Source organism: Dehalococcoidia bacterium, from assembly GCA_022451965.1.
Lineage (GTDB): Bacteria > Chloroflexota > Dehalococcoidia > Lucifugimonadales > Lucifugimonadaceae > TMED-70.
In genome coordinates this window covers 51,426-71,231 of sequence record JAKUNJ010000004.1, presented here as the reverse complement: position 1 = coordinate 71,231, position 19,806 = coordinate 51,426, and the positions used below count along the sequence as shown (strand labels likewise).

Annotated in this window: 19 protein-coding genes; 7 read left to right on the top strand and 12 right to left on the bottom strand. The window is 32.0% G+C overall.

Features of this window, described 5'->3' with window-relative positions; translation table 11 throughout:
- Window positions 1–9: 9 nt before the first annotated feature.
- Genes MK083_02245 through rny form a run of 6 tightly spaced genes read right to left on the bottom strand, consistent with a single transcriptional unit; the run spans window position 10 to window position 5,508 of the window.
- Window positions 10–1,167: a mandelate racemase/muconate lactonizing enzyme family protein gene (locus MK083_02245; protein MCH2673277.1), complete on the bottom strand. Its 1,158-nt coding sequence runs from the start codon at window positions 1,165–1,167 to the stop codon at window positions 10–12.
- A gap of 6 nt (window positions 1,168–1,173) precedes the next feature.
- Window positions 1,174–1,689 (bottom strand): hypothetical protein, encoded by a 516-nt coding sequence (locus MK083_02240; GenBank protein MCH2673276.1) that lies wholly within the window; start codon window positions 1,687–1,689, stop codon window positions 1,174–1,176.
- Window positions 1,690–1,725: 36 nt separating this feature from the next.
- Window positions 1,726–2,367 carry a glycerol-3-phosphate acyltransferase gene (locus MK083_02235; GenBank protein ID MCH2673275.1) on the bottom strand — a complete coding sequence of 214 codons (642 nt, stop codon included), beginning with the start codon at window positions 2,365–2,367 and terminating at the stop codon, window positions 1,726–1,728.
- A 2-nt stretch (window positions 2,368–2,369) separates the two neighbouring features.
- Entirely contained in the window at window positions 2,370–3,191 is an 822-nt protein-coding gene (locus MK083_02230; protein ID MCH2673274.1) for a PHP domain-containing protein, read from the bottom strand.
- Window positions 3,191–3,949 (bottom strand): YmdB family metallophosphoesterase, encoded by a 759-nt coding sequence (locus tag MK083_02225; protein ID MCH2673273.1) that lies wholly within the window; start codon window positions 3,947–3,949, stop codon window positions 3,191–3,193. The genes MK083_02230 and MK083_02225 overlap by 1 nt, the downstream gene beginning before the upstream one ends.
- A gap of 20 nt (window positions 3,950–3,969) precedes the next feature.
- Complete coding sequence (rny, locus tag MK083_02220; GenBank protein MCH2673272.1) at window positions 3,970–5,508, bottom strand: ribonuclease Y; 1,539 nt, start codon at window positions 5,506–5,508, stop codon at window positions 3,970–3,972.
- Between the two features lie 143 nt (window positions 5,509–5,651).
- Here rny and MK083_02215 point away from each other — a divergent pair, with 143 nt between their 5' ends.
- Complete coding sequence (locus MK083_02215; GenBank protein MCH2673271.1) at window positions 5,652–6,848, top strand: CoA transferase; 1,197 nt, start codon at window positions 5,652–5,654, stop codon at window positions 6,846–6,848.
- Here the strand turns inward: MK083_02215 and MK083_02210 are convergent.
- Window positions 6,838–6,999, bottom strand: coding sequence for a hypothetical protein (locus tag MK083_02210; protein ID MCH2673270.1), 162 nt, complete (start codon window positions 6,997–6,999; stop codon window positions 6,838–6,840). The two genes, MK083_02215 and MK083_02210, sit on opposite strands and share 11 nt — an antisense overlap.
- Window positions 6,996–7,562 (bottom strand): hypothetical protein, encoded by a 567-nt coding sequence (locus tag MK083_02205; protein ID MCH2673269.1) that lies wholly within the window; start codon window positions 7,560–7,562, stop codon window positions 6,996–6,998. Before MK083_02205 ends, MK083_02210 begins: the two co-directional genes overlap by 4 nt.
- A gap of 81 nt (window positions 7,563–7,643) precedes the next feature.
- Here MK083_02205 and MK083_02200 point away from each other — a divergent pair, with 81 nt between their 5' ends.
- A complete protein-coding gene (locus MK083_02200) occupies window positions 7,644–8,537 on the top strand; it encodes an aldolase/citrate lyase family protein (GenBank protein MCH2673268.1) in 894 nt (297 codons plus the stop codon).
- 2 nt (window positions 8,538–8,539) lie between these two features.
- Here the strand turns inward: MK083_02200 and MK083_02195 are convergent, their stop codons facing one another.
- The 3 genes from MK083_02195 to MK083_02185 are packed head-to-tail and all read right to left on the bottom strand — an operon-like array spanning window position 8,540 to window position 11,701.
- Window positions 8,540–9,625 carry an Ldh family oxidoreductase gene (locus MK083_02195; protein MCH2673267.1) on the bottom strand — a complete coding sequence of 362 codons (1,086 nt, stop codon included), beginning with the start codon at window positions 9,623–9,625 and terminating at the stop codon, window positions 8,540–8,542.
- On the bottom strand, window positions 9,625–10,728 hold the full coding sequence (locus tag MK083_02190) for an Ldh family oxidoreductase (GenBank protein ID MCH2673266.1): 1,104 nt from the start codon (window positions 10,726–10,728) through the stop codon (window positions 9,625–9,627). The genes MK083_02195 and MK083_02190 overlap by 1 nt, the downstream gene beginning before the upstream one ends.
- Before the next feature lie 19 nt (window positions 10,729–10,747).
- Window positions 10,748–11,701 carry a formylglycine-generating enzyme family protein gene (locus tag MK083_02185; protein ID MCH2673265.1) on the bottom strand — a complete coding sequence of 318 codons (954 nt, stop codon included), beginning with the start codon at window positions 11,699–11,701 and terminating at the stop codon, window positions 10,748–10,750.
- A gap of 79 nt (window positions 11,702–11,780) precedes the next feature.
- On the opposite strand from MK083_02185, the gene MK083_02180 reads away from it, so the two are divergent.
- From MK083_02180 to MK083_02165, 4 genes are read left to right on the top strand one after another with little or no spacing between them, the layout of a single operon-like run.
- Complete coding sequence (locus MK083_02180) at window positions 11,781–13,058, top strand: mandelate racemase/muconate lactonizing enzyme family protein (protein MCH2673264.1); 1,278 nt, start codon at window positions 11,781–11,783, stop codon at window positions 13,056–13,058.
- A gap of 23 nt (window positions 13,059–13,081) precedes the next feature.
- The gene (locus MK083_02175) at window positions 13,082–13,834 is read left to right on the top strand and encodes an aldolase/citrate lyase family protein (protein MCH2673263.1); all 753 of its coding nucleotides are present in this window, start codon (window positions 13,082–13,084) and stop codon (window positions 13,832–13,834) included.
- 2 nt (window positions 13,835–13,836) lie between these two features.
- Window positions 13,837–14,406: an FKBP-type peptidyl-prolyl cis-trans isomerase gene (locus tag MK083_02170; GenBank protein MCH2673262.1), complete on the top strand. Its 570-nt coding sequence runs from the start codon at window positions 13,837–13,839 to the stop codon at window positions 14,404–14,406.
- A 9-nt stretch (window positions 14,407–14,415) separates the two neighbouring features.
- The gene (locus MK083_02165; protein MCH2673261.1) at window positions 14,416–15,714 is read left to right on the top strand and encodes a starvation-sensing protein RspA; all 1,299 of its coding nucleotides are present in this window, start codon (window positions 14,416–14,418) and stop codon (window positions 15,712–15,714) included.
- Here MK083_02165 and MK083_02160 read toward each other — a convergent pair.
- Window positions 15,711–17,294 (bottom strand): amidohydrolase family protein, encoded by a 1,584-nt coding sequence (locus MK083_02160; GenBank protein MCH2673260.1) that lies wholly within the window; start codon window positions 17,292–17,294, stop codon window positions 15,711–15,713. The two genes, MK083_02165 and MK083_02160, sit on opposite strands and share 4 nt — an antisense overlap.
- Before the next feature lie 73 nt (window positions 17,295–17,367).
- Between MK083_02160 and leuS the strand changes: the two genes are divergently transcribed.
- The gene (gene leuS / locus MK083_02155) at window positions 17,368–19,806 is read left to right on the top strand and encodes a leucine--tRNA ligase (protein ID MCH2673259.1); all 2,439 of its coding nucleotides are present in this window, start codon (window positions 17,368–17,370) and stop codon (window positions 19,804–19,806) included.

Here is a 19,806-nt window from a genome sequence, read left to right as displayed (position 1 = left end):
ATATATAGATTATCTGTCCTGAACTGAACCATCAAATCCTATTGGTGTATCAAGAATCTTAGGATTCTCTCCTAAACTTAAACTTTTTTCATTTAAGGTAATTCCTAATCCTGGGCTATCAGGGACTATAAGATATCCATTTTCTAGCTTAATTGGATTAATAATAAGGTCACTTTTAGGAGGCTTATCTTCGCCAGTAAATTCTTGTAAGGCAAAATTAGGTATTGAAGCATCTAATTGTACACAGGCAGCTGTAGAAACAGGAGAAAGAGGATTATGAGGAATTACTTTTACGTGATGAGATTCTGCCATTGCTGAAATTTTTTTACATCCAGTAATACCACCTGCCAAACATAAATCAGGTCTAATATAACTAGTAGCCTTAGCTTCAAGTAGTTGTTGAAATTCGAAAATACTAGTAAATCTCTCTCCAGTAGCTATTGGAATATTACAATTATTTTGAATGTCTGCCATTAGATTTGGTGAATCTGGTAACATAGGATCTTCATAAAAAAAGGGGGTAAACTGTTCTAATAATTTACCTAGACTGATACCTTCTGCAGGACTCATTTGTCTATGAATTTCTACACAAATATCTACAGAATCTCCAACAGCCTCTTTTACTGCCCCTACATTAATTACAGATTCATTTGCCCATTCGCTAAATGATTTATGTAAATAAAATTTTTCATTATATGGAGAAAATCTTATTGCTGTAAAACCTCTTTCAACTGCTTTTTTAGCATCCTCTACTAATGCATCAGTGGTACCTTTTTTAGATTTTAATTCAGAGTTATACATTCCAACATGCATATAACATCTAACTTTTTCTCTAGTTTTACCTGAAAGCAATTCATAAATTGGCACATCGTGCCTTTTAGCTTTTATGTCCCATAAAGCTATATCAATCGCTGATAAGGCTCCTTGTACAATAGATCCCATAAAATGACTTGACCGATATAACCATTGATAATGATGCTCAATAAGTGAAGGGTCTTTTCCTATAAGATAAGGCTCCATAGTTTCGATCATAGATTTAGTTGGTCTCTGCCATCCATGAACTCCAGCTTCACCAATTCCAACTGTACCATCCTCACAATAAATTTTGAGTAGTAGCCACCTGTCCCAAAGTATAGTTTCTAATTTTTCTATCTTAGTTTTTTTCATTTATCCTCATTTTAATCTTGCGTATGATAAGTATATTCCTATTCCTAAGCCAAGCATAGACACAGGTTGATAAAAAAACTGATACCACCAATTAATGTATGAACTAAAAAGTGATGAAAAGATGAAATAAATAACTAACCATAATAATAATGTGCTTAAGGCAGCAATTATAGGAAATATTTTATTTATTTTTTTATTAGATAATTTTTTCACTAACTCGCCATTAACAACACCAAAAAAAACAAGAAAAATTAAGGTTATAATTCTTATAAACATAAGTGCAGTAGATTGAATATTCCCAAGTAAATCGATATTAAGTAAAGTTATCAAAATCATAGAATACAAAAAACCAATTATTACAGAAAATAAAAAGGAAAGAGAAAATACTCTTAGAAAATCGATAAAAGAAACATTTAAAATATCTGGCCTCCCTATAGATCCACAGTCTTTGCATTTAATACCAACATAGGAATCAGTAGTGCATCTATTACATATAGGCTTATTACATCTTGAGCAATTCAAAAGTGTCTCAATATTTTTATGATTATAACATTGCATTTAGAAATTATCTCTATCGAAAAATATTCTATAAATTATAGTCTTATAGTTAATCCTACTATAATTTCTTTTTCCTAAGATTCTGGTAAAAATTAATAATAATAAGATTGAAAATAAGAGAAGCTTAATATTTTTATATTCACTATCAAAGAAAAAATTTCCTAAATGATAATCATATAAATAAGTGATAGTAGTTATTATTAGACTAACCAACCAAGGCCATGAACTATCCTTAAACTTTACAATTGCCCATAATATTAAAAATATTATAAGAACAGTAAAAAATAATTCTATTTTAGCTCCTAATAATATTCCTAGGGATATTGCCAAGCCCCTGCCTCCTTTGAATTTCAAAAATATTGAGAAATTATGCCCAACAACTAAAGCAATAAGATAATTAGTTAAATCTGATAAATACGAAGATAATATATATGAAGGTAAAGCACCTTTTATAACTACATCAAAAAAGAGAATCATTAATATTTTATAAAAGCTTAGGTATCTGTAAATATTAGAAAGACCCGAATGGCTACTTCCTTCTAATAGTATATTTTTATTAAGAAAAAAATTTCCATAAAAATATGATGTAGGAAATGATCCAATTAAGTATAAAATAATTATTAATAAAAAATCTGTAAGCATTTTTATTCTATAGATCTTATCAAATTTTTAAACTCTATCTCATTTATTCCATTTTTAGGTTCTATATCTATGCCTTTATGGAATCCATGAAAGTCACTACCCCCAGACTTTATAAGATTTAACTTATTGCAAATTTCCATTAATTCTTTTTGTCTTGATAATCCATATCTTGGGGAGGATACCTCTATACCATCTAGTCCTATTTCTTTCATTTCTCTCAAATCATTAAAAAAGTTTTTATCAGTTAAATTAGGATGAGCATAAACTGAAATACCACCTGCATCTTTAATTACCTTAATAGCATTCTTAATAGATAAACTAGGTTCTCTAACATCACCAAGTATATTATTTGATAAATATCTATCAAAAGCATCATTTACACTTAAGGCGTATCCTTTATTTATCAATTCATGAGCTATATGAGGGCGACCTATTGACCCTTTTGCCAAACTTAAGACCTCTTCATAAGATATATTTACTGCCTTTTGATTGAGGTAATTAATTATATTTTGCACTGTTTTTTTTCTTCTTATTTGAAGATCATTAACAAGATTTATAATTTTATAATTTTCAAAATCTATAAAAAGACCAATAATATGAATTTCTTTATTCTGAGTAAATGCTGAGAATTCTACTCCAGGAATAATTTCTAGTTTATATCTTTTTTTTTTTGCTATTTCTCTAGCTTCCAAGTTCCCTAAAAAAATATCATGATCGGTAATGGATATTTTAGTTAATTTGGCTTTCAAAGATTTTTTTATTATAGACTCAGGAGAATATATTCCATCAGAATAATCCGTATGAATATGTAAATCTGCAAACATCAAATACTTATTTCTTTATCTAATCTTGATATAGATACTGCTTTTTTAGATAGATTATCAATTTCTATTAGCACAGAATTAAATATCATTTCACCTTTTTCTATAGGGGTCATTCTATTTCTTTTACCATTAAAAAATCTTGATATAGAAGCATCTTTATCCATACCTAATATGCTATTTTTTGCACCTACCATACCTAAGTCTGAAACAAATGCTGTTCCTGATGGTAAAATTTTATTATCACTAGTAGCTACATGAGTATGAGTGCCTACTAATGCAGAAATTTTACCGTCTAAATACCATGCCATAGCGGCTTTCTCTGAAGTAGCTTCAGCATGAAAATCTAAAAAAATAGGAACATTTGGTAAATCATCTAATAAAGACCCAATTAAGTTAAAAGGAGAATCAACTTTTCCCATCCAAACTGACCCTAATAAATTTATAACTGCCAAGTTATTATTGAAATATATCCCTGTCCCTGGTTTATCCGAAGGATAATTATGAGGTCTTAAGACTCTAGAGTTTATTTTGTCTAGTTCATCGTAAATATCTGGTTTATCCCAAATATGATTACCCGAAGTAATAACATTAACTCCTGAATCAAAGAATTCATTTGATATTTTTTTTGTTAGACCGAACCCACCTGCAGAATTCTCACCTTGTGCTATAACAAAATCTATTTTTTCTTTTTTTATAATTTCAGGTAAAACAATCTTAAGAGTTTTTCTACCACCTTTCCCAACGATATCGCCAATCATTAAGGTTTTCAAATTTTCTCCTAACTATAATCTCCAGTAGTTTCTATAGCCCTAGTTTCTCTTATTACAATTATTTTTATTTGACCAGGGAAATTTAATTTTTCCTTTACTTCATTAGAAATATCTCTAGCTAAGGTGGATGCTCTAGAATCATCAATAGATTCAGGGTTAACCATAACTCTTATTTCTCTTCCAGCTTGAATGGCAAAACATTTTTCTACCCCATCAAAGCTTAGAGCAATTTCTTCTAGGGCAGTAAGCCTTTCAATATATCTTTCCAAAGAGTCGTTTCTAGCACCTGGTCTAGCAGCACTAATTGCATCTGCCGCTGCAACTACATAACTTTCTGCAGAAGACATTTCTCTATCGTGGTGTTCTCTAATTGCTGTCACAATTTTCGGAGAAAGATTATTTCTTTCTGCTATATCAGCCCCAATTTCAGCATGAGGACCCTCAATTTCATGAGTTAATGCTTTACCAAGATCATGCAAAAAACCTGCAGTCTTACATATTTCAACATCTAGACCTATTTGAGCAGCAAGTATTCCAGCAAATCTACCAACTTCAATAGAGTGTTGAAGAACATTTTCTCCGTATGAATACCTATACTTCAACCTTCCCATAAGCTCTACAATTTCATTATTCAAGCCTTTTACATTAGTTTCAAAAATTGCTTTTTGGCCTGCGTTTCTTACTTCTATATTAACCTCATTTTTGGATTTTTCTACTAATTCTTCAATTCTTGCAGGATGTATTCTTCCATCTTTGATTAAGGAATTAATTGCTAAAACTGCTGTCTGTTTTCTAATAGGATCAAAACATGAAACAGATATGGACTTAGGCTCTTCATCTACTATCAAATCTACACCTGTAAAATTCTCTAGAGCTCTAATATTCCTCCCTTCTCTTCCTATAATTCTTCCTTTCATTTCTTCATTTGGGAGTTCAATTGAAGAAACAGAGGATTCAGCCACTACTTCAGATGCAAATCTTTGCATGGAAGCAGCTAAAATTTCTTTAGCTTTTTCATCTGCTGTAGAAAGCATTTCATTTTCAGCATCTTTGTAAAGTTTTGCTAATTCAAATTCTATGTTCTTATTGGTTTTATCAATTAGTACTTCTCTTGCTTGATCAGCAGAGTAATTAGAAATTTTTTCTAGTTCGATTTGTTGTTCAGATTCGATTTTCTGAATCTTTTCTCGTTCTAAATCAAGAGATTTATCTTTTTTTTCAACATTATCTGTTTTTCTTCTAAGTTCAGCATTTTGTTTTTTTAAATTTTCTTCTCTAGCTTCTAATTGTGTTTCTAATTTTTGCAGATCTCTTCTATTGTTATTAATCTCTCCTTGAGCAGAGCTCTTTATTTGTAAAGCATTTTCTTTTGCTTCAACTAATATCTCTCTACTTCGAGACTCGGCTCTTCTTAATTGTCCCTCAACAACATCTTTGGTTCTTCTTAATTCACCACTTACGGTGAAAAATCTAACAAAGTAACCTAAAATCCCAAAAATTAAACCTGATACTAAAATACTAATGATAACCGTTAGGATCATATTCATAATGACCTCCAGTTATTCTAATTTTTATTTCTTTATAGTTTTTAAAATTCTTTTACCATTATAACTTAATTATGCAAAATCATAATAAATAGATACAATTTGTTCAAAACGCCACAAAAAATAAAAATAGAAAGTTAAAATAAATGAAAAATCATGCTGGAATACTAGATGGATTAAAAGTTTTAGACTGTAGTCAAATTTTAGCTGGACCTTTTTGCTCAATGATCCTGGGTGATATGGGAGCTAAAGTAATCAAGATAGAAAAACCTAATGGTGGTGACGATATAAGAACTTGGGGTCCTTTCATAAATGGAGAATCAGTAGGATTTATGAATTTGAACAGGAATAAAGAATCCATAGTAATAGATTTTAAGAATCCAGAAGGTATAAAAATAATGAAAAGACTAGTTGAAAATTCTGATGTTGTTTTAGAAAACTATAGAACTGGCACGATGGAGAAATTAGGCCTTGGTTATGAAGAGCTAAAAAAAATAAATAAAAAAATTATTTATTGTTCAATATCTGGATTCGGTAGAACAGGTCCATATTCAAAAAAAGCAGGATTTGATTTAGTAGCACAGGGAATGGGCGGGCTAATGGGCATAACAGGTCATCCTAATAATCCACCTGCTAAAGTAGGTGTACCCATTGCAGACCTAAATACAGGAATGTTTGCTTTGTCTGCAATTCAAGCAGCATATATAAATTTATTAAAAAATGGGGAGGGGCAATATATAGAAGTATCTCTGCTAGAATCAGCATTAGCATATACAGTTTGGGAATCTACAGGTTTCTTTTATGATGGTGAGATACCTGAACCATTAGGATCCTCTCATAGAGTTTCTGCCCCTTATCAAGCTCTAAAAACAAAAGATGGATACCTTAATGTTGCTGCACCAAACCAAAGTAATTGGGAGAGATTATGTGATGCAATACAAAGACAAGACATAAAGAGTAAAGAAGTTTTTGTAGATAATGTATCTAGAGTAAAAAATAGGATGGAATTAGAAAAGGAGCTTGAAAAAACATTTATTTTAAAAACTAGAGAAGAATGGATCAAAATATTAGATGTTGCAGGTGTTCCATGCGGACCAATTTATAATATCAAAGAAGTGTGGAACGATGAACAAATTAAATTTAGAGATATGAAAGTAGAACTAGAACATCCAAAAATAGGTAAATATAACAACATTGGATTTGTAGCTAAATTCCTTGAAAATCCAAGTTCATTAAGAACACCTTCACCTGTTTTAGGAGAACATACAGAAAAAATATTGATTGAAAATGGTTTCTCAAAAGAAGATATAGAAAAATTCAGAAAAAAAGGAGCTATTTCCTAGTTTTTTTATTATTTTTTGAAAATAATTTTTTTCTTCTGTTAGCTTTAAGATATGAATAAGCAATGAATAAAGAAAATAGTAAAATCAAAATTCCAAAAAAAATCTCATCAAAATATCCTACAGAACCATGTAATATAAAAATATTTTTCATTTGTTTATAGCTTCTATAATCATATCTCTAAATAGAAAATAACTATTTAATTCAACTTCCTGAAATTCATCAGAAAGACTACTTAGCACTTCTTTCTTACTTATAATTTTTATTCTGTCATCTTTTATTTCGTAAATTGAAGGATTACCATTATTAAACCAAAGGCTTCCTCCTAATTCTTTTGGAAAAATATTCTTTTTTGCTCTTCCAAATAAAAAAAATAAATAATTATTCTTAATTTCGAATTCAAATTTATCTTCATTATTATTTACAAGATTATCGTAGTAATTTTTATGTAATGTGACAAATATTTTTTCACCTTTTTTTGAAGATCCAATAAATTTTTCTTGAACAATAAACTCTAGACTTACATACATTTCATCTTGAATTTGATATTCTATTTTTTCACCTTCAAAAGAAAGATTTAATATTCTATCTGAAGATTCAATTAAAGAAGATATTTCTATAAAATCTTTATTTTGAATTTCACGTGAAGGAGGAATATGACAACTAATAAATGTCAAAAGACTTATCAAGAGGAAAAAATTAATATATTTGTTCATACTTACTATTTTATTTTAAAAGATAGTATTATATTTTCATAAATATCAAAAAAACGAAAACTTTTTCAGAGGAGTTTAATTATGCCTAATAGAATTAACAGAGCTATAGAATTGCTTGAAAATGATCAGCCCATATACTACACCGGTCTTCATTCATTTTCCAAAGACTTCTTGACTTACGAACAAGGGAAAAAAGATGCAAAAATTTGGGCAGATTATATAAATATTGGAATGGAGCATGGACCTTTTGATATGGGAGGTTTAGAATCCTACATGCAAGGTCTAGTTGATGGTGGGCCAACTCCTTCCGGTCATGTTACTCCAGCAGTAATTATAGAATTACCTGTTCAGGGTGAAAGTGGTGAAATTATCAGATACAATGCTTGGCAAATTAGACAAATTTTAGCTAGAGGAGTTCATGGTATTTTATTATGTGAAGCTTCATCTCCTGAAGCAGTATCAGCTTTTGTAGAATCGTGTAGATATAAACTAAATGATCGAGGCGTAGGATTCGGACTAAAGGATGGAACAAGAGGTGTAGGATCAGAATTTATGGCTAAATTAAAGTGGGGATTAGAAGATAATAACGAATATATGGAAAAAGCTGACCCTTGGCCACTAAATCCTAATGGGGAGCTATTATTAGGCCTAAAGATTGAAACATTGGAAGGATTAAATAATTGTGAGCAAATACTAAGCGTACCTGGTATAGGTTTTGCAGAAATGGGACCTGGAGATATGTCTATGTCTATGAAAATAAATAGAGTAAAAGGATCTAATCCCGATCAAAGAATTATTGATGCATCTGAAAGAGTTAAAGAAGCCTGTAAAAAAAATAATATAAAATTCCTAAGCGAGGGGACTCCAGAAAATATAAAAGATGTTATTGATTCAGGCGCACGAGTCATAGCTGGTCAAAGTGAAGAAGCAGCAAAAATTGGTAGAAATTACACTAATAGAAAAATGGAAATTTAAGTCTACCTTAAATCACATTCAATCTTATTTTTTAAACAGTAATTTTCAAACCATTCTATAACTTCAAAATGGTATGGAATTCCATCTTTTGATCTTTTATCGTATTCTTCATTTTCTAAATATCCAGCATAAACAACTCTTTCATATCCAGTAGCTGGTTTAGATTCAATAATCCTTTTTAAAAGTGAATCCATATCAGCCTTAAACTTTGCTACATCAGTAAAGGCATCAATAGAGTATGCAACAAAAAAATCAGAGCCTTGATGATCGTTAAATATACCTGGCCCTGCACCGGATAATATATTAGTCATCATTTCTCCTACAAATCCTAATCCAAATCCTTTATGTGAACCATTTTCTCTTGTTCCTCCGAAGGGTAGCAAATGGTATCGGCCCCTATCTGGGGTTTCAATTTCTTCCATAATAGGCACTCCATTTTGATCAGCAATCCATGAAGGTAATAATTTTGCACCTGTTCTTCTAGTAAGTTCTATCTTATTCCCAGCAACTTGAGAAGTTGCAATATCAAAAAGAAAAGGAGGCATTTCTTTGGCAGGAGCAGCCCAAGCTACAGGATTTGTTCCTAAGATTGGTTCGGAGCCCCAAGTTGGTAGAGTTTGTTTGGGAGGACTACCAGTAAAACAGTGCCCAATCATATCTTCATTAACAGCTTGTAATGGATAATATCCACAACCAGCTAAGTGACCTGTATTTATAACAGAAACAGATCCCATGCCATATTTTTTTGCCTTTTCTATTGCCATATCCATAGCCATAGGTCCTATTTCTGTACCTAATGCTCCATCCCCATCAATTTTTGCAGTAGTGGGCGATTCTTTGACAATTTTAATTTTAGGGGTTGGATTATTTTCTCCTGAATTATATCTATTTAGGTAAAGTCTAAGCCCGTTTGAAATGCCATGACTTTCAATACCTCTCATATCATTCCCTATAAGAACTGAAGCTGTATTATTTGCTCCCTTTTCTGAAACTCCAGAAGCCAATAAGACTCTTTTTGTCAGATCATATATTTTAGATTCAGAAATAAAAATTTTATCTTTATCAGGAACCTTGAATCTTTCTAGCATTATCTTAACTCACAATCAATACCAATTTCATTACAATGATTTTCAAACCATTCTATTACTTCCTTATGATAAGGTATTCCCTCTTCAGATCTCTTTAGATATTCTTCATTTTCTAAAAATCCTGCATAAACAACTCTTTCATAACCAGAAGCAGGTTTGGATTCTATAATTCTTTTTAGGAGTTCGTCCATATCCTCTTTAAATTTATTGGTATCAGTAAAAGCATCGATTGAATAGGCTGCAAAAAAATCTGATCCTTCATGTTTTAATAAAGGAGCTGGTCCCATTCCAGATAGTTCATTAGTCATAATTTCAACTACCATTCCAAGGCCAAAACCTTTGTGAGAACCATTTTCTCTAGTACCACCAAATGGAAGTAAATGGTAATTTGATTCTCCGTGTCTTCCATGTCTTTCAGGAGCTTCGACTTCATCTAAAATTGGATCACCATTTTTATCTGTTATCCATCCAGGAAGAAGCTTGGCACCAGTTCTTCTTGCTAAGCCAATTTTATTTGATGCTATTTGAGTTGTTGCAATATCAAATAAAAAAGGAGGCATTTCTTTTGTTGGAGCTGCCCATGCTACAGGATTCGTTCCTAATATTGGTTCAGATCCCCATGTAGGTACAGTTAATCCTGCTCCGCCTGAGGTCATCGCTTGCCCAATCATATCTTTTTCAACAGCTTGAAGTGGATAGTATCCACATCCAGCTAAATGACCAGTATTACTAACCACAACTGCTCCCATTCCATATTTTTCCGCTTTTTCTATTGCCATTTCCATAGCAATCGGACCTATTTCAGCTCCTAATCCTCCATCTCCATCTATATTTGCAGTAGTTGCAGATTCTCTGACAATTTTTATATTTGGTTTTGAGTTATAGTTTCCAGAAGCATAATTTTCAACATATAGCCTTAACCCGTTTGATACTCCATGAGTTTCAACTCCTCTAAGGTCATTACCTATAAGAACCGAAGTAGAGTTTTTAGCTCCTTCATCACTAACACCAGAAGCTTTTAATATATTTTGAGTAACTTCAGTTATTTTTTCAACTGGAACATAAATCTTATCTTCATCTGGAACCTTAAATCTATCTAACATCTTATTCTCTCCTTTTATACTATTTCCTGTAAATCAATCTAAATCCTAAATTACCTGTCGAGGAATCAGGTGAATTTTCGGTTCTAGCCGCAACTCTATATCTATTACAGTATGAATCATTACACAAATATGATCCACCTTTCATAACCTTACTCGTTCCAAATTTTGGTCCTGAAGGATTTAGCCTAGTTTCTTTTCTATCATTAGAGTGATAAGAAGAAGAAAACCAATCACTACACCACTCCCAAACATTACCTGATGTGTCATAAATATCAAAATTATTTGGTTTAAAAAAGTCTACAGGAGAAGTGCCTAGCCATCCATCATCTAATGTATTTTGATTAGGGAAATTACCATCCCAAATATTACATTTATTGTAAATTTCTGAAGCATCATCACCCCATGAATATAATTTTTGCTCCAACCCTCCTCTTGCAGCGTATTCCCATTCTGCTTCAGTAGGCAAATCTTTACCTACCCAATTTGAATATGCATTTGCATCATTCCATGAAACATGCACAACTGGATGATTTTCCAACCCATCTAAACTCGAATCTTTTCCATAAGGATTTCGCCAATTTGCACCGTCTATTTTCCACCACCACGGTGCATTAGATACAGATTCTCTAACTTCTTTTTTTATTTTTTCAGAAACTAATTGATAAAAAACAAAAGACCAACCATAGCTTTCAGCCTCAGTTTTATAATTTGTAGTTGAGCAAAATTTTTCGAACTCTAAATTTGTTACTGGAAATTTATCCATATAAAATTCATCTAGTTCAATTTCTCTAATTGGTCCTTCTCCATCAGATATAAACCCTAAATCATAATTGGTTCCCATCAAGAATTTACCAGATTCAATAAATCTCATATTATAAAAATCCGTTATATTATTTTTTTTGACAAGAGATTCATTAATATTTATTAATTCTTGCCTCTCGCTTTTAGGCGAACAGCAATTTTTTTCTGACATGTTATTTATTTCTTTTTTGTTATTTACTTTAAATTGATTTATGTCTATATTACATATATCACTAAGAGGGAGTAAAGACATGAAAATTGAATCTATAAACACATACGTTGTAGATGCTGGTTGGCGACCTTGGCAATTTACCGAAATTATAACGGATTCAGGCATAACTGGTTATGGAGAGATGTCTGATGGAAGAAATCCATGGGGAATAGTTGGAACGGTTGAAGATTTTAAGCCATTATTAATTGGAAGAGATCCGCTAAATATACAGGCAATTTATTGGGATTTACAAAGAATGGCAATTCAATCTAAGGGAGGAATTGCATTAAAAGCAATTGCTGGAATTGAGCTAGCACTTTGGGATATAAAAGGTAAACATCATGGTGTTCCAGTATATGATTTATTTGGAGGAAAGGTAAGGAATAAACAAAAAATTTATTGGTCTCATTGTGGAACATCAAGAGCGAGAAGTTTTGAACAATTAGGCGTAGCTCCTCTAAATTCGAGAAAAGATATTATAAACTTAGGCAAAGAAGTGATGAATAAAGGATATACATCACTAAAAACAAACATAATAGTTAGGCCTGATTCTCCATTGAGTAATACCCCTGAAAGTACATATGTTTTTTTTGGTGGTTTTGGTGGTGGTTTTGGTACAACTGATCAAGGATTAGAATATACCTCCGAAGGACAAACATTTATAAATTATGAACTTCTTGATGTTATTGAAGATCATATTAGCGCTCTCCAAGAAGGCTCTGAAGGAAAAGTTACTATTGGGTTAGACTTGAATTTTAACTTTAAGCCACAAGCTGTAAAAAAGATTTGTAAAGTTCTAGAAAAATATAATATGATGTGGGTTGAAATTGATATGTATGATCCAGATGGACTAAGAGAAATAACTGACTCTACTGATGTACCAATAACATCAGGGGAAAATCTTCTTGGAATAACTGATTACAGACCATATTTTGAAAAAAGATCAATGGATGTTGCTATGATAGATATTCCATGGCAAGGTTTCATAAATTCTAAAGAGGTAGCAGCTTTAGCTGCAAGCCATCAAATTAATGTTGCGCCTCATAACTATTACTCGCATTTATCAACAATGATATCTCTAAATCTATGTGCAAATATTCCTAATGTAAGAATAATGGAAATAGATATTGATGATGTTCCATGGAAGGATGAAATGATAGGTGGTCCATTAAATATAAAAAATGGAGTTGTAGATATACCTGAAGGACCAGGTTGGGGTGTTAATATTGATACAAAGGTATTAAGAAATCATGCTTGGCAAAAAGGAAAAGGCCCAGGATATACAAATAGCAAGCATGCATTTGATAATGAAAACTAGTAAATTTAAGGTGAGAAATGGAAATGAGAACAAATAGAGTTAAGGAAAAACTACAAAATGGTGAAAGAGCATATGTAGCTGCAGGAAATGCTCATGCAAGTGATATTGACGCTTTTGGCAATGCTGCAATTGAAGCAGGTATAGATGGTATATGGTTAGAAGGAGAACATGGCTTAGTAGGTCCAAATAATATTGGTGATCTAACAAGAGCATGTGATATTTGGGGACTCACATCAGTAGTAAGAATAAATGAAAATTCACAAGGCCAAATATATAGAACTTTAGATCTAGGAGCCCAAGGTATAGTTGTTCCTCACGTCAACACAAAGGAAGAAGCAGAAAATGTGGTTGCTGGTGGTAAATTCGCACCCATAGGACAAAGAGGTATGACTACTTCGAGGCAAGGGTATGGAGTTCCAAATTATTACAAAATTGCAAATGATAAAAGTTTATTAGTCATCCTTATTGAAGATATTGTAGCTTATAACAATCTTGATTCTATTTTAGAAGTTGATGATATAGATGTATTCTTCGTAGCTCCAGGTGATTTTGCACAATCAATGGGATATATCAATGACCAGAGTAACAAAGAGGTTACTTCTACTATTGATAATGCATTGAAAAAAATAATAGATTCAGGCAAAACTGCTGGTACAATGTGTAATTTGTCAAATACTAATAAGTTTGCAAGGATGGGTGTACAATTTCTTTTCGCAGGTACAGGAGAATGGATGGCTAATGGTGCTAAGCAGTTTGTAGATGCTGGAGAAAGTTAATTTTGCGCAAATATTTTATATTGGCATTTGTTTTTCTTATTTTTATATCATGTAGGGGTGGGGGAGCTAATCCTTCAAATCAGGTAACTATACCGATTATTGAGCCTACTCCTTCAGATATGTATTGTCAAAAACAATATGACTTTGTTGAATCTTATCCTCAATTAGATGAGCTAAGATCTAATGAATTGACTTTGGATGAATCAGGTATTGAGTATTTCATATTTCAAGAAGGAAATGAAGAGAAGCCAAATTTAGAATATCTTGTAACTGCAAAATATACAGGATGGCTTGAAAATGGATGTGTATTTGACTCATCCTATACTAGAAATGCTGATTCTGTATTCCCTTTGGCTCGTGTAATCCAAGGATGGCAAATAGGCCTTAGTAAAATAGGAAAAGAGGGGAAAATATTGATTAAGATACCTCCTGAATTAGGATATGGAGTTCAAGGTGCTCCCCCTAGAATACCAGGAAATAGTACTCTTTATTTTTATGTAGAACTTAGTGATATTCAAACAATTGAAAGCTATGTAGAGTCTCAAGAAAAAGGGGATGCTACTTCACAATAAAGGACATGTATGAAAAGCCCAATAATTAAGGATATAAAAGTTATATTTACTGAACCTGATGATATTAGGTTGATTATAGTAAAGATCTTAACTGATCAAGATGGGTTATATGGATTAGGGTGTGCGACTTTCACACAAAGACCTAACCCCGTAAAGTATGCAATTGAAGATTACCTAAAACCATTTCTTATAGGCAAAGAAGTTAATAACATTGAAGATATTTGGCAGTCATCTTATGTTTCATCATATTGGAGAAATGGGCCTGTACTAAATAATGCACTTTCAGGTGTTGATCAAGCTCTTTGGGACATTAAAGGTAAAATTGCTAATATGCCTCTTTATGATTTATTTGGTGGAAAAACTAGAGAAGCCGCTGCAGTTTATGTTCATTCATCAGGTGATACAAATGAAGAAGTAGGAGACAAGATGGAGGCTTTTATTGAAGAAGGTTTCCATCATATAAGAGTGCAGGTATCAACACCTGGATACTCTACATATGGTAATAAGTCTGCAAAAGCGGGAGAGCAAACTTTATTAAATAATGATCCAAAGTTAGGCCCAATACCTATTACCAAAAGAATTAAGAATTATGATGATGGCAAATTATATGCACATCCAGGAGGAGTTTTTGAACCTAAACCTTACATGAGATCTGCTTTATCTTTATTTGAATATATTAGAGATAGATTTGGTTATGGTGTAGAAATTTTACATGATGTTCACGAACGAATTCCTCCTATCCTAGGAGTATGGTTTGCAAAAGAAGTTGAAAAATACCAGCTTTTCTTTCTAGAAGATTTATTTAGTCCTGAGGATAATGAATACTTCAAAATGGTAAGAGCTCAATCTTCTACACCAATAGCAATGGGAGAACTTTATAGTTCTCCTCATGAAATAATTCCAATGATAAAAGATAGATTAATTGATTTTATAAGAATTCATATTTCTGATATAGGAGGTTTAACTCCTGCAAAGAAAATAGCTGCAATGGGAGAGCTTCTTGGTGTTAGAACAGCTTGGCATGGTCCAGGAGATACATCACCAGTTGGACATGCTGCAAATTTAGCTCTAGACTTGAGCTGCTATAACTTTGGAATTCAAGAATATTCTATCTTTGGAGAAAATACTAAAGAAATTTTCCCTGGATGTCCAGAAGTAAAACAGGGAATGATGTGGTCAAACAATAAACCTGGATTAGGAATTGATATTGATGAGAAATTAGCCAAAAAATTTCCATTTAAAGAAAGAGAATATGGTGGAGCTTGGGATACAGTTAGAAGAGCTGATGGATCGATAGTAAAGCCCTAGACAAAATATCCATTTAATTCGGTTACTTCTTTTCCTTTTTCAAAAGCTAGCTTACCGTTTACAAACACATGAATTATTCCTGCAGATAACACTTCAGGATCTTCAAATGTTGCTAAATCATTAATTTCATCAGAATTAAATACGACCAGATCCGCAAAATTATTCTCTTTTATTTCTCCTCTATTTTTGATCCCAATCTTATCAGCAGGAAACTTGGTCATTCTATTAATTAATAATTCTATAGGTATATTAAATCTTCTTCTCAATCTACCTAATATTCTGGTAAAACATCCATAAGCTCTTGGGTGGATAGTTTGGCCTGTTGGTACAGAGTCAGAACCAACAAAATAATCAGGCCTTTGAAGTAGATTCATTATATCTTCTTCAACTTGTCTCCAAGTTGAAATACTTGCAGGAGGAATAACCCTAAAACCACAATTTAATTTTGTTCTATACATTATGTCTAAAACATGTTGTATTGGAGATAAGTTATCCTTCTTAGCCCCATCAACGACACTTAATCCTGCATACTCATGCATATCATCTCTACCAATAGAAGTCCACATTGCACCTTCAATGTCATGCCTTGGGGCATTTTTCAATAATTCTTTTTCCCAATAATTTCTCTGTTCTTGATCGGATAAAATTGACATAATATTATCAATTCCTCCAAGATGAAATTTACCAGGAAAAAATATAAGAGGAATAGTGCAACCTACTGGATATGAATATGTCTCCATAGTTATGTCTATACCTTCTTTTTTTGCTTTGTCTACAGGTTCTAATAAAACATCTATTTGACCTGCATTTTGTTCAACAGTTCTATAATGTTCTACCACTAATGATACTTCTGACTTTCTGGCAATTTCAATTGCCTCTAGTATTCCTCCATTAGCAAAGGCTCTGTGTTTCTCATGACTTCTTAAATGGACAGAGTAGACTCTCTCTTTAGATTTAGCAATTTTACAAAGTTCAATCAACTCATCAGTAGAGGAAAAGGTTTGAGGATAATAATCTAAACCTGTTGAAAAGCCCGCTGCTCCTTGCTCAAGTGATTCCTCTAGTTTGTATTTTGCTTTTTTTAATAATTCTCCCTCTAGTGGAATATCATCCATTCCTGTGATATTAACTCTGATAGGACCATGACCTGCAAATACAGCAACATTGCATTTACTTTTTTTATGATAAAACTTTTTTGCAGATTCAAAAGATGTACCATCAAAGTCTTCCGGAGGGTGCCCTAAAATACCTGCTAAATAGTTTATATGTTCCTTCGATTTTGATTTATCTAAAGGAACTATTCCGATTCCATCAGGAGAAAGGATTTCAGTTGTAACACCCTGAGAAATCCCATAGATATGTTGAGGATCCCGTAATATATCAAAATCCGCATGAGAATGAGTATCTATAAAACCTGGAGATACACATAGACCTTCTGCATCAATAGTTTTTTTTGCATCTAGATTACTTAGGTTGCCAATGGAAATTATTTTATCACCATTAATTCCAATATCTTCTACTCTTGGTTTACTACCTGTACCATCAATAATATTTCCATTTTTAATAATTAAATCAAACACACTTCTCACCTAAAATAATTTTATAAAATAATCATTTATACTATATTACATAAGAAAAAAACAATAATAAATAATGCTGAAACCTGATACTGAAGCTTATATACCATCTAAAGTAGAATCAAAGTGGCAAAAAATATGGAAGAATTCTGAAATATACAAGACTTCAGATAAAATTCCATCAAAAAAAAATTGGTACGCATTATCAATGTTTCCTTATCCTTCCGGTGATCTACATATAGGCCATTGGTTTGCTTTCACACCAGCTGATGCGCATGCAAGATTTAAAAGATTAGAAGGTTATAATGTAATGCACCCTCAAGGATTTGATGCTTTTGGTCTTCCTGCAGAAAATGCTGCAATTAAAAGAAACATAAATCCCAAAAAATGGACTTTTGACAACATAAATAACATGGAAAAGCAATTTGATATGATGGGTAATTCTTATGACTGGAATAGAAAACTTATCACTTGTACTCCGGAGTATTATAAATGGAATCAAAAGTTTTTTATAGAAATGTATAAAAAAGGTCTGGCTTACAGAAAAAATGGACCTGTATGGTGGGATCCTATTGATCAAACAACACTAGCAAACGAGCAAGTAGTTGATGGAAAATCTGAAAGATCTGGAGCTGAAGTTGTTAAGAAACTAATGCCTCAATGGTATTTCAAAATTACTGATTATGCTGAAGAGTTATTAGATATGAGTACACTTGAATGGCCTGAAAAAATAAAACAAATGCAAAGAAATTGGATAGGTAAATCTGAAGGAGTAACTATAAATTTCAGTGTAGAAAATCATAATGAAAAGATTAGTACATTTACAACAAGGATTGATACTATTTATGGAGTCACATTTGTAGTTCTAGCCCCTGAACATCCTCTTATTAAATCTCTTTCATTAGATAAAAATAAAAGTGTTCAATCCTATATAAGACGGTCTCAAAAAATGTCAGAAATTGATAGAACATCCACAATAAGAGAAAAAACTGGAGTAAAAACAGATATTTTTTGTATAAATCCCGTAACAAATGAAAAGCTACCAGTTTTTATTGGAGATTATGTTCTCGCATCATATGGTACTGGAGCCGTTATGGGAGTACCAGCGCATGATGAAAGAGATTTTATTTTTGCTAAAAAATATGAACTTCCAATTAAAGTTGTTATTTCACCTGATGGATCAAATGATATTGAATTAAATGATGCTTTTACAGGTAACGGAATTCAAATAAACTCAGGAGAATTCAATGGAATAAGTAACAATGATGGAAAAAAGAAAATTGCAGACTTAGTATCAGACAAAGGATTTGGTAAAAAGACAATTACATATCACTTAAGAGATTGGCTAATATCTAGACAAAGATATTGGGGAACTCCTATTCCAATGTTATACGATAATAATAATGAAATTATTCCTGTCGAAGATGAATATTTACCTGTAATTCTTCCTGATGCAAAAGAATTTATGCCTACAGGTCAGTCACCATTAACTCTGGATAAAGAGTTTCTTTATTTTGATCATCCTAAATATGGAAAATTAAGAAGAGAAACAGACACTATGGATACTTTTATGGATTCTTCATGGTATCACTTAAAATTTGCTAGTCCAGGAATACTAGATCTTCCTTTTGAAAAGGAAAAAATAGATCTATGGAGTCCAGTCGATCAATATATGGGGGGAGCAGAACATGCAGTAATGCATTTATTATATGCAAGATTTTTCAATAAGGTTCTTAGAGACTTAGGCTATCTAGATTTTGATGAACCTTACAAAAGACTCTTTAATCAAGGTGTCATGTTAGCAAGGCATATGAAAATTTCAAAAAGAAATAATCCCTTAAATCCTGAACCATTAGTTAAAAAATATGGAACTGATTCAGTTAGGGCTTACCTAATGTTTTTAGGCCCTTGGGATAGAGGTGGAGATTGGTCGGATTCAGGAATTAACGGAGTTTACCGATGGTTAAATCGAGTATGGGATATGATGATAATAAAATATAAAGAAAATAAAATATCTGAAGAAGAAACAAAAAAAACAATCCAAATATCAAACCAGACTACGAAAAATGTTCTTAATGATATGAGTAATTTTAAGTTTAATACTTCGATAGCTTCTCTTATGGAATACACTAACTATCTTTCTAAAATAAAAAAACAAGGTTCTATCTCAAACTCAGACTGGCAAGATGCTTGCAAAAGACTATTGATTCACTTATCTCCAATCTGTCCTCATATAACAGAAGAAATCTGGCTTATTCTAGGGAATAAGAGCTCAATTCATCTACAAAATAATCCTACTTTTGAAGAAAAATTAATTGAAAAAGATACTTTTACTTTAATAGTACAAATAAATGGTAAACTTCGAGACCAAATAGAGATGAAGAAAGGATTATCAGAACAAGATATTAAGAATTCAGTTTTGAACTCAGAAAAAGTTTTGAAATATATTTCTAATAAAGAAATAGTAAAAGAAATATATGTTCAAGATAAGCTATATAACTTAGTTATTAAGTAA